General features: G+C 38.5%; 6 protein-coding genes. All 6 read left to right on the top strand.

Annotated elements, in window-relative coordinates:
* Window positions 1-89: 89 nt before the first annotated feature.
* Entirely contained in the window at window positions 90-764 is a 675-nt protein-coding gene (locus ACRD7B_RS19970; RefSeq protein ID WP_430826418.1) for a hypothetical protein, read from the top strand.
* Window positions 765-854: 90 nt separating this feature from the next.
* Complete coding sequence (locus ACRD7B_RS19965) at window positions 855-1,430, top strand: hypothetical protein (protein WP_430826417.1); 576 nt, start codon at window positions 855-857, stop codon at window positions 1,428-1,430.
* 13 nt (window positions 1,431-1,443) lie between these two features.
* Window positions 1,444-5,025: a COG1470 family protein gene (locus ACRD7B_RS19960; RefSeq protein ID WP_430826416.1), complete on the top strand. Its 3,582-nt coding sequence runs from the start codon at window positions 1,444-1,446 to the stop codon at window positions 5,023-5,025.
* Between the two features lie 26 nt (window positions 5,026-5,051).
* The gene (locus ACRD7B_RS19955; RefSeq protein ID WP_430826415.1) at window positions 5,052-5,861 is read left to right on the top strand and encodes a fimbrial biogenesis chaperone; all 810 of its coding nucleotides are present in this window, start codon (window positions 5,052-5,054) and stop codon (window positions 5,859-5,861) included.
* A gap of 308 nt (window positions 5,862-6,169) precedes the next feature.
* Entirely contained in the window at window positions 6,170-7,264 is a 1,095-nt protein-coding gene (locus tag ACRD7B_RS19950; protein ID WP_430826414.1) for a hypothetical protein, read from the top strand.
* A 296-nt stretch (window positions 7,265-7,560) separates the two neighbouring features.
* Window positions 7,561-12,899 (top strand): GEVED domain-containing protein (locus tag ACRD7B_RS19945; RefSeq protein WP_430826413.1); only part of this gene is annotated, 5,339 nt, incomplete at its 3' end.

Here is a 12,899-nt window from a genome sequence, read left to right as displayed (position 1 = left end):
GATTATTTATGTAACAAAAACAAAGTGGATTCGTATTAACGTCTCCAAGCCCAACTTGATAATAAGAATTGAAATTTAATTAAACAATTATGAAGCAACTAATTAAAATCGCTCTTTTCGCAGTCTTGTTTATGGGTATGTCTCAAATTTCAAAGGCGCAACTCTCAGATGAAGAGTACAATTACGTAACAATGGATTTAAGAGGAATTTTAAATTTAACAATGACAACTAATCCCCAAGTGGATTTTGCATTTAAGAACATCACCGACTACCAGCAGGGTATTACGCGTTTTAATGCTACACAGCTAGAAGTTGATGCTACTTTATCGTGGGATTTGTTTGTTTATGCTAATTCAGATACATGGACTCAGGTTGAGGCCTACTCAACAAACGGTAATGCTGCTTTACCTGCGGAGATATTAGAGATTCGCTCTTCAGTTGCTAATCCTATGACTACTGAAAACTTTGATAATTTCATATCACTAAAAGGTCTTGGTAACTCTGGCGTTGTTGCTGGAGCTCCTGCTGCTGCTACACAGTTCTTGGCAGGTGCCATTGGCACTACTGCTCCAGGTACTGATTCGCAATTTCCTGGCACTGCAGCTGGAAACCCTACTACACACCGCTTTAGATTAGACATGAGAATGGTACCAGCTATTCCGGCTACCTTCCCTAACTCAACAGTAGCTATGGTTGGTCCAGATTATGCACAGGCTGGATATTACTACCTTGAGGTAGTTTATTCATTGGTTGAAGATTTATAGAACAACAATACTTTTATTTATTTACAACAAAAAGAAGGTGAATCACCTTCTTTTTGTTATTTTAACAGGCAGTTAATCAAACAAAGAGCAATGCTAAAGCGCTGTTTACTGAAAAATACCATTCTTATTCTGCTTGTTTTTACCTCTACAACATTGGTTAGTGCTCAATCAGTTAGTTTCGATTTGAAAACATCACCAACCGTTAATTTCGATTTTAATACCGTACAGAAGTACATTTCAGGAGTTACCATTATGAATGCCTGTGAGCTAAACATTGAGGCCATAGGAACACAATGGGATTTGTATGTTGGGGCTACTACTACGGTAGCTGGCGAGTGGGATGTATCTGCTGTTTATTCTCCTAGCGGAACCGTACCAACCATCGATATCTTACAAATGCAATTTCGTAACGCATCCAATACCAGTTTAGTGCCTGGTTTTTTTCCAATTCAAGATATTCTAACGCCAATATATATAATTGGTTCGCCCGCAGCACCAGATCCTGCAATTAATTGCCCTGCAACAGGGGTGAATACAGCAGGTAATTATTTGGTATCGCCCGGGTGTTATAAATTTAATGTGGATTTAAGAGTTATTCCAGGTTTTGGTTTGCAGCCCGGAGCATATAGTATGCGCATTGATTATATTTTATCTCAAGATTTATAATTTATTCTGATAGATGCCGCAAAACTTTGTATACCGTATAATAAGCTTATTAACTGCCATAACAGTTAGTACGATGGTATATGTAAATGCTCAAAACTCCGGCAATGTTTCCATGAGTTTTGTAAAAGGCGATGTAGAATCGAAAGTTGGTGAGTTTGCTAGCAATGTACTTAAAGTTTATAACGGAACTGCTTCTGAGCAAACCATGACCTTAATGGTTAATCCTCCAGCCGGCTGGAAACTACTTGGCCAGTCGATGAAAGAAATTATCGTTTCATCCAATGATACGCTTTTTATCCCAGTTCGCTTAAAACCCGTAACTAGGTTACAGGGCGACATGACCTATGTTACCAATGCATTTTTGTCGATGAATGGTTTTTCTGTGGGCAATGCTATTTGGAACATACAAATTAAAAAAACCTCGGCTTGGAATGCGTCGCTTTCATCCAATACCATCTATTTTCCAGCAGGTGCCGATTCTTCTTCATTTTACTTACAACTCGTTAACGGTGGCAATGCCGATGAAGACTTGGTCATTAAAGCCAATACTGAGTCGGGGATTCAATTTAAAGGAAGTAAGGAGAATAGCTCTGAACAAAGAAAAAACATTCGATTAAAAGTAGGACAAGACACCTTATTATTCTTTGATGTAGTAAGAGTTGCCGAAGATTACCGCCCTGATTTTAGAAGCTCTGCTGAGCAAGAAAAGCGCTACCGACTAAAGGTAGAGGTGAAAAATCAAAAATCATACAATGCTAGTGGTGGCAGGTGGACAGGCAATGTAAACTTTCTAAAACTATCAGACTCACGAAAGGTTGAAGAATCGATATTTAGTTCATTTCCTTTAACTGTTGAGTGGAATAGCTTTAATGTACTTAGCGACAACACCTTTGGTTCGCTAGGTTTATACGGCTATAAAAGCTTAAGCAATAGTCGCAATTTCACGTATTACTATCAGTCCACTTTCGTGCAAAACGAAGTGAATTGGAATTCTTTATTGGGGAATTATTTTTACGTCGGCTACTTTAGTCCTCTGTACAATGTCGAGGTAGGAGATATTACAGCAGGTCGAAGTGGTAGCCTATTAATTGGTCAGGGCTTAAAAGCAAGCTATAAATACAAACAACACCGCTTAGGTGGTTTATACATTGGCAATCCATCGCCCTTTGATACGCCCTTTTTAAGTGGCTACGGGGCTTTTTATAAATATAGCGGAAATGGCATTAGAGGAGAAGCTTATTTTGAATCGACTAATCATACCGTGCGTCAATTAGCCACTAATTACGCAACAGCCGATGTCTCTTACCGCATTAACAACCAACATAACATTCAGTTGGGTGGAGGTTACAGCATTGAGAACTATAGCATTTTGGACACCACTGCTATCACAGGTTATCGTGCGATGCTCGGATACCAGGGCGTTGTAAAGGGTATCAACATAAGTGCCAATGGACAATACAATACTGAAGCTTATGCGCCCCGAAGAGGTGTCGTTAATGGGGCCTTGACCTTAGCTTATCAGCTAAAACCATCTATGCGATTGCGTGGAGGAGCCTCTTTCTTTTCAAATCAGCCCAGTTTTATAGCTACCAACGGAACTGTTTCGGATACTGTATTTACCCGCCGATCAAAATATTTTGCCCAACTGATGTACACAAGCCAAGGGCATAGCTATGTGATAAAGCCTGAATACATCACCTACGCTACCAATCAAATTGAAACCAATACAGGGGGCTTGGGCTTTGAGTATCGAACACGCTTACGCACCAATACCAGTTTTTTTGCTAATGTATTTGCTGGTCAAAACAGCTTTCAAAGTCATCCCGATGTAGACCCCATCTTTGTTTCAAACATACGTCTGTCGTTAAGGTACAAGCGTTTTAATACGAATATTAGGTATTATTATGGCCCATTCTTTTTAAATGAACAGCTTATATATGTTAATACCCTTGATAATCCGCAACGTTTATTTCTCATGGCCAACTACGAAGCTTGGTTGGCTAAAAACAAAATGCGCTTAAACCTTAACCTAAATTACAACTACACCACTATTCAAGGACGTCATCAATTGGTAACACGCCCCGAGTTATTTTATTATTTGCAGGATCGTTTTCAAGTTAGTGTATATGCCAACTTCCTATTATACGCCAATGATCAGTATGAACGTACGAGCATAAACTCGAATACCTCTCCTGTACTAAACGACGATTACATAGTGCCATCAGACGTATCGAGTCGTATAGAATTTGGATTTGGTCTTAAGTTTAACATCAATGTACCTGCGGGTATCGACCGCAACTACAGAGCTACCTTAGTCGTATTTCGCGATTTAAACGGCAATGGTGTCAAGGATAGGGATGAGATTGGCTTTGAAAACATGCTCGTTCGTTTAACGCCAACTACAACTAATTTTACCGAAGATGATTTGATGTTGCAGCAAAACATATACGAACTCATATCGAATGAGGAAGGCAAGGTAGAATACCAGCATTTACCAAAGGGCAATTACAAAGTAGAAACCATTTCATTAATGGCAACCGAAGGCTGGTTTGGTGGAAGTGAGTTCTACAAATACATTGATGGAAACCAAATCATATCCATTCCATTATCAAAGGGGGCTCGTTTGAGCGGAGGTATTTTTGTTGAGCGCGGCGAACACTCCGATGATAAACCGATTCAATTGGGAGGTATTCGCGTGAGCGCAATTAATCAACTATCGGGCGAACCACAAACTACACTTACCGACCAGTACGGCAACTACAGCCTTTACCTACCAAATGGCGATTACATTATAAGCATCAATGAAGGAGCCGTAGGAACGCGTTATCAATTTGTAGAAAACAATATTCCATTAACAGTTACCCGTTCGGGTCAAAATTACAATGTTGGCTTTCATCTAACGGAGCGTAGTCGAACCATTAACTTTGGTCGTAAATCAGGGTCGAATGCCATCTTACGTACAGGTCGTGTGAAAGACAATAGAGATGAAAACAATGGCAGAGACCCCAACTTAATGCCTATTAGTACCATAAGTGAACTTGGACAGGGCCATGCCGTACGCTTGTTTAATTCAACACAGCAAGAAATGATGCGATCGGAATTTGACACCCTACAGACTGTTACCGCTATTTATTGCATCGTAGCCGACGGTGGCGACTACTGGTATCAAACAGCTGGCTTATCAAAGAAATCAGCTGCTAAAAAATTATTGAAGAAAATAAAGAATTTGGGTTTTATGGAGGCCAATATAGTAGAGCTGACAGTTAAAGAAGAAGAGACTACGGTTAATGAACGCTCTACTACAGAGGTATCAAGCGAAACAATCACTACCGATAAGGCTTTTAGAACCATAAGCTCCGATGATGATAGAAATAAGTACAGGGTACAAATTGAATCTACGGCCATAGAGTATTCGCCCATCGACTTTGAAGAAGCACTGCCGGATATTGCCATTATCTATAAGTATCAAGAGGGCGACATGTATTATTATTCGGTTGGTGAGTTTGCGAGCGAAAAGGAGGCCAAAAAATATTTAAAATCTTTTAAGAAAAAATACAAAACTTCGGAAGCGGAAGTTCGTAATTATGCTAATTAATAACGTCAGAAAGTAAAAAATAAAATATGAAGATCGCATATACACTAATTTGTTTATTGTTCCCCTTAGGTTTGGCAGCTCAAAGCGTTTCAGTTACACCATCACGTTTATACTATAAAGAATCACTTGGTGGCTATAAAGGTCAAAAGATTAGGGTAACAAACAATGGAAGCACACCGCAAACTTTTCAAGTAACATTTAATAATTTTGCCTCTGATGGTAATAAGGGCAAAACCCAATTGATAACCGACACCGAATATGAACACGGATGTTCGCAATGGTTATCAGCATCTCCAGCCTTTTTTGAGATAGCTCCGGGAGTAACACAAGATGTAGAAATCATGATGCAAGTACCCAACGTTCCTGAGGCGAACAATGCCAGGTGGGCCGTAGCTGCCGTGAAACTTTCTAAAGAAAAAACAGGATCTGGTGGAGGCGCCGAGAATGAAACTGGTATGCAGATATTGCAGACCTTCCAGTTTTTGATTCATATATTCCAAACGCCACCAACGGTCACCTATAAAGAAGCAAGCATCGTTAGTTTTACGCAGAACACAATGGCATCAGACACGTTGCAAATTCTTAGTATGGAGGTTGAAAACTCAGGAGAGACAATACTAGATTGTGCGCCGTACTTAGACATTGTTAATTTAGGTACTGGCGATAGTCAACGTGTAAAAACAAAAGCATTTACAGTTTTACCAGGAGGTAAAAGAGCCATAAAGTTTCATTTACCAACTGATTTGCCGAAAGCTAAGTACAGTATATTAGGTGTTATTGACTATGGAAGTGATTCTGATCTGGCAGGAGCTGAACTCAATATTGAAATTAAGTAGCTGTGCCCTCTGTTAAATAAAAATGAGCTGACATCACACAATTTATTGTTGAAATAAAAACGATTACGTGCCATTGTGTTTAAAAACTAACATGCATTTAGATCTTGCATTGCCAATTACTATATTTTTTTCTCCAACCATCTTAATATTTCAAACCTGAATTAATGGATAGATGAGGATCTGAAAGTAAAACTTTACAATATCAGTTTTGATTGTAAGTAAGCCTAACATTCGTTGCCTTATTAACTGATAAGCATGCTAGTATATCTTGTAAATACTCTATTTTTGTCACCGTAGAATTACGGTATATGAAAGGATTTATCAAACCAAACAGAAAAGTAAGTTACGGCCTCGATTTAAACAAGGTATTTATTGGTCAGGAAATTGTAAGTCATTTTAACATTACAGTTGACGAATCAATTCATAGCTCGTGGAGTGGACTTATGCCTACTTCTTCATATCCCGAAAACAGTCGTGAGTTTGCTGGCATATTGGGCTTTCACGAAATGTTTTTACCTTACGGATTCCTGTTAAATCTAACATTGAGTCTGGGCGTTGAAAACTTTGCACATTCAAGCTTACTGCATCTCGAGGTTCGAAATGCTTTATACCTCAATCCGGCTTTTGCAGGAGATACCTTTTCATGTACTATTCGAATTAAAGCCATAAATGCCACTTCTGACAAAAAGTATTCTACTATTGTATCGGAGCATGTGCTTTCCAACCAAAAAGGAGATCCTGTATTTGCTCTCGAACGCGTAACGCTGTTTCCATACATTGAATGCTCAAATAATCAATTAGAAGATTCGGAGAGCACTATGCGTAACCATCATTTTAAAGAAAAAATACTGGCACGTGTAAGAGGCATCAACATCGAGAATAAGATTAATGATTTTGCATCAGGAGATTTAATACTACATCCCTTTGTTCGACCTGTGGGTAAAAGTGAGAACTTATTTTGGGCCACCTATTTCAAAAATACACACCCCATTCACTTTAACTACCAGCGTTACAAACCAGGTGAAATAGTTATTTCGGGTGGCATTGTTGTATCTATGGTATTGGGCATTTCAGGCCGGGAGTTTCGCCAGTTATTATTACCTCAGGTCGAAAGAGCTTTCCATGTTGTACCTGTTGTAGCCGAAGATCGTGTTGGTGCATTCAGTTATGTTATAGATGTTAATCAGATAATGCCGGGCTTCGAAGAGATTCATGTTCGCACATTTGGTCTACGCAATGTTGATACAGAATTAGAACTAAGTGATACTGAATTCCCATCAGAGCTCTTCAATGGCATCTCAAAACCTTCTGATGTAGAAAGTATTTTAGAAAGCAAATGCCCTGTACTTAAAGGAAAAGTGTGTTGCATTGCTGAGTGGAAGGCATTGAGAAAGGTGGAGTAAACATTTACATCAGACACCTCCTGTCGTTAGCACACTGAAGCTATCTTCGTATTAACACTACCTGTTTGTTAATTTAATCTAACAAAGTAGCTCTATAATCAAAAAGCATTGGCTGTTAAGTAGTTTTTTATTTTCTTTGTCAACCACAAATTGAATCGACAAACGTTAACTATATTAAGGACTGATAATCGACAAATTTGTGACACTCGTAAAGGTTTTTGATTATTTTGTCCAAATTAGCAAAACTATTCTTAAACATTACGTACAACGCCTTATAACAAGTTTAAACAGACAAAATGAAAAGATTATCTTCTTTGTTATTAATGCTTTCCATCGCATCACTTAGTATTAGCAAAGCACAAACGGCAAAATTTTGGACCGAAGGATTTGAGGAAGCTGGTAACGAAACCTATACAACGAGTACTGATCCTATTCCTGTCTTAACTAATACATGGACTTATTCAGAAGATAACAGAGGAAGATTGCGTTTAGCAGCGGGTAATAACTTTTATCATACAGGGAGCAATGCTGCAACACTTGACACAGAAAGGGATAACAACCAAACTATTAATTATTTAACAGCATTGGTTGATATTTCCGCATTTCCAGATCTAAAAGAGTTTTACCTTTCATTCGCATTTACGCATCATGGCGAAGAAGACAACCCGAACGATAGAGTTTGGGTTCGAACAGGTAATGATGACTCTCAAACATGGGTTGAAGTATATGACATTAATGCAAACATGGGCAGTGCAAGTAATTGGATTAGTGTTGAAGGTCTTGATCTATTATCTGCACTAAGTAGTCAATTACCCGCTTCATACTTACAAATACGTTTTGGACAAGAAGATAACTATAGAGCAACTAGCACAACAAGGAATGATGGAATTACATATGATGACATTGAACTGGTTGCAACAAACATCGAAGCACCATCTAATTTCACAGCGTCAAACCTAACAAGTAATTCAGTTGATTTAACTTGGAATCTTAACACCTTATCCGAACCTGTCATAATTACAATGGCTAGTTCTGAGCTAAGTGGTATGCCAACCATTGGCACAGAATACAACTTAAATGATGATATTGGTGATGGATCTACAATTGTTTACAAAGGATCACTAGAAAACCATACACAATCTGGAATAACCCCAGGCACAACAACATACTTTCGTATTTGGTCTTATAATGCAACAACTTTTGAATATTCTCTTCAACGTTCTGTTGAGGTAAAAAGCCTTAGTTCTGCAACGATATTCTATGAAGATTTTGAAAATGGGAATGCGCAAAGTTGGACTTTAGGTGGTCCATCAAGAGGAAATGAATGGGTTATTGGTAATGCTGAATCTTATTTGGGTGTCGGTTCAGCGTACATTTCTAATGACGGAGGAGCAACAGCAGCCTACAATCATGATGTTACAAATAACGTTACAATTTACTTAGAAAAAAGAGTCGCAATTCCTTCAAACTACAAGAGTGCGGAATTGGTTTTTTACTGGAAGGGAATAGCAGAAGATGGCTACGACGGAGGATCTGTTCGCGAAAATAGAAATACTCAATTAATCCCTAATATTGAGTTAGCTAATCAGGCAACTTGGGTTGAACGGGCAGTGGATATTACCGCATACATAGGAACAAATTTTGACCTTGGATATAGATGGTATAATGATAGACGATCTGGACAAGACCCAGCATTCTGTATTGATGAAGTAAGAATCATTGGAAGTGAAGTAGCACGTCCACAAAGTTTTTCAGGCTCATCTAATTCGGCCACAGAAGTAGACTTAACTTGGCAAAAAAGTGTCGATAATGATAATGTAATAATTGCTTATTCATCACATGGATCAATTGGAAGACCTGAAAGTGGAACAACCTACACAGTGGGAGACTACCTTTCTGGGGGTGGAGAAGTAATTTATGTTGGTTCTTTAGAAGCATTTACGCACACTGGTCAATTCTCTGGAAAGTTAAACTATTCTATATGGTCCGTTAACTTAGGTACTTATTCAAGTGCATTAACTACAGAAGTAAGCTTGCCTGTTTCTTTACCATTCAACGAAGGGTTTGAAGGAGATGTTTCTGCATGGAACTTTAATTCAGGCTATGAAAACGCTTGGGTAAGAGGTAAAGCATTGGCCAATACAGGCACACAATCCGCATATATATCAGGCGATAATGGTATTACTGCAGGTTACGACATAAATTATTCTTCGGATACCTATATGGAATTAAAAGTTGATTTGAGAGGATTCACTTCTGCTCAAATGACCTTCGAATGGATGCTAAATGGAAACAATAGTGCATTTGGCGAATTATATGTAGATGGTAATAGAGTATCAAACAGTGAAGAATATAAAAATTCTTCAACTTGGAATACCGAAACCTATAATTTTGCAAATGGTTACCTTAATGATATAGTTACAGTTGGATTTAGATGGCGCAATTATACGGGTGGCACTGCCGAAAATCCGGGTTTCTGCGTTGATGATGTGCATATAACTGGAACAATTGAAGATCCTGCTTCATTTTCTGCAACTAACCCAAATGACCTGTTAAATAATTTGAGTTGGACAAAAAATTCTTACGATGATGACGTACTAGTGGTATGGTCATCTGATGGAACATTTGGTATTCCGGTAGAAGGCGTAAGTTATGATGAAGGTGATGTATTACCAGGAGGAGGAACTGTACTTTATAGAGGTGACTTATTGTTAATTGATCATTCGCCACTTAATTACAGTACCATTTACTACTACAAGGCATTTTCTTCACGTAATGGTATTTACTCATCTGGTATCGAAAGCAATGCCAATACACCTGCAAAAGTACCAGTTCTTAGCGAAGATTGGGAAGATAATGCAGATGGGTATCCTGAATGGAGTACAAACAATACTGGTAATAACAATTGGCTTCTAGGAGGTACAAATGTATTTGCTGGAGGTAATCGCTCCACTTACGTTAGAGACGGAGCAAGTACCGTTGCTGATTACGATGAAGACAGTGAATCCGAATCTTGGATTGAAGTAAATATAGATCTAACTGATTTGCAATCGGCAAGTTTGTCATTCGATTGGCAATGCGAAGGTGAAATATGGAGTGGAACCGTATATGATTACGGAGAAGTTTATATTAATACAGGAGGTGGTGATCAACGGATAAGTGATCCTAAAGAATTCTATGGAAGCAATGCTTGGACAAATAAAGTAATAGATTTATCTTCTCACACAGGATCAATGGCAACATTGAAATTCGCTTGGTTTAATGACGATAATACTTCTGATGGACCATTGGCTTTTTGCATCGACAACATAGAGGTTGGCGGCATTTACGCTGCAACCTCTCAGATAGCTGACGGAACAGACACTGAACCAAGTACGATTAGCTCTATCGCAAATTCACAAGCTAACTCTGTTCAAGTGATGGATGTACTCATTACTGATAACACTTCACTGTACAATGATGTAACACGATTGCAACAATTAGTGATAAGCAAAGGTGCAAGTAACACAATTGATAACTGGACAGAGGCCATAGCCGGTGCATTACTATTTGGACCCGATCTTAATGTAGCTGGTTTAGCAGGCAGCATTACCAGTTCTACAATTACATTTACAGGCACTGATATAATAACCATTGCCAATCTTGCTTCAGAAACATATCAACTTAAGATCTGGTTAAATACTGACCTTATTGGTCTCGTGGAAGGTGATAGTTTCGATTTTGAAATTAAAAGTAATGATATTGTTACCGGACTTGGTGATGATTTTATAAAGAATCAAACTGTGAGCAGTGGAGCTATTGCCATTGATGTGATTGCCACTGAACTTACATATGATCAGCAACCATCTGCTTATGCAACTGTAGATGTTGCTTTAGCAAACGTACCCGTTGTTGCTGCAAGCGATGTTAATGGGAACATCGACACCGATTATTCAGGTATTGTATCAATCACAAATAGCGTAAGTATTGTGATGAATCCTGGAGCAAGTACTACAGTTAACTCAACAGCTACAAATGGACTTGCTACATTTACTAATTTATCATTTACTTCCTCCAACATAGTTACCTTAACAGCAACTGCTACTGGCCTTACCAATATTGAATCAGAGGAAGTAAATATTGGCTTGTATTGCCCATCGGCACATACTTCAAATGGCAATCGCTATTTAACCAATGTCATCGTTAATACAGTCAACAATACAAGTGGCGATGATGCAGGATACGGCGATTATTTATCACAATCATCAGAAATGATCGTGAATGAATCTTATGATATTGACCTGGGAGCTTATAATGCTGGAGGCAGAGCTTACGCCTATGTATGGATAGATTGGAACGGTGATGGTGATTTTGAAGATACAAATGAAAAAATTGATCTTGGAAATACGACATCAACAGGTGTAATTGTATTTAATGGATCAATAACGGTGCCTGCATCAGCAAGTAATGGGGCTACACGAATGCGAGTCCAAATTACGGATCAAAACAATCCTGCTACTCCTTGCGGAGCAGGTACAGGTGAAATAGAAGACTACACTATCAATATAGCTACAGAAGGATGGTTAGGAGCTTCAAATGTATGGAATGTACCTCAAAATTGGTCAACTGGAGTTGTTCCAGATAATTCTACAGATATCTTTATTCCTGAACATCCTTATCATGGTGATGTTTTCCCAGTTATAACATCCACTAATGTAGAAATGAAAAATCTTGAGATCGCTAATAACGCTAGCTTAACAATTAAACCTGGAGCTACAGTTCGCATAAATAGTGATGCCACCCTAAACGGCGACCTTATTGTTGAAAACACAGACTCTAAACCAAGTTCGCTTATTGTAGAAGGTAACGTAATAGGTGATGTAACCCTTAACTGGAATTACGAATTAAATCGTTACTGGTATGTTGGGCATTCTATTTCAAATGCAAAAATGAGTTCTTATGATGCCACAGGCAGTTATAATGTTTATGGTTATAGTGGTGGATGGAATAACTTAACTGGTGGTAGTCTTGACACTGATCCATTAACGGGCTATGCCATAGGCCTGAAAGGAACTATTCAAGATGTCCGACATAAAGGAACACTGAATAATACTGATTTATCTAAAACGCTTATTGCAGGAATGCAATTAATTGCTAATCCCTATCCATCGTATTACAAGTTAGTAGCTGAAGATCCAAGTACTGGTGACTTCAGAAACACAACTGGATCAGTATATGTGCGAACTGGAAGTGATCCTGCAAACCGGACATTGGCAACATTTAATGTTACTACAGGTATATCAACTCCATCCGACACATTTGATGGAACTATAGCTCCAGGTCAATGCTTCTGGGTATCTCGTCAAACGGCGGGAGATGTTTATATGAAAATAAGCAAACGTGTTCATGGAACCGCTTCTCTAAAATCTGGAAAAATAGAAAAGGACATATTACGTCTTCATCTGCAAAACCAATATGCGGTAGCTGAAGCTGTAATTGCGATTAACGATAATGGCCAAGAAGACATTAGTCGTTTGGATTCAAAAATACGTATGGAGAGCGGAAATAAACTTTCCTATATCTACTCTTTAAAATCAGATGCAAATACTGTTATTAATGTGTTACCATCAAGCATTATAAAATATGAAGTAGCACT

The sequence above is a fragment of the Carboxylicivirga fragile genome (assembly GCF_050589805.1).
Classification (GTDB): domain Bacteria; phylum Bacteroidota; class Bacteroidia; order Bacteroidales; family Marinilabiliaceae; genus Carboxylicivirga; species Carboxylicivirga fragile.
The sequence above is the reverse complement of the archived record's forward strand: the minus strand, read 5'-3'. Positions and strand labels throughout refer to the sequence as shown.

Coding starts and splice junctions, on each gene's coding strand:
- ACRD7B_RS19960 (WP_430826416.1), top strand. CDS start 1,444: ATGCCGCAAAACTTTGTATACCGTATAATAAGCTTATTAACTGCCATA.
- ACRD7B_RS19965 (WP_430826417.1), top strand. CDS start 855: ATGCTAAAGCGCTGTTTACTGAAAAATACCATTCTTATTCTGCTTGTT.
- ACRD7B_RS19950 (WP_430826414.1), top strand. CDS start 6,170: ATGAAAGGATTTATCAAACCAAACAGAAAAGTAAGTTACGGCCTCGAT.
- ACRD7B_RS19955 (WP_430826415.1), top strand. CDS start 5,052: ATGAAGATCGCATATACACTAATTTGTTTATTGTTCCCCTTAGGTTTG.
- ACRD7B_RS19970 (WP_430826418.1), top strand. CDS start 90: ATGAAGCAACTAATTAAAATCGCTCTTTTCGCAGTCTTGTTTATGGGT.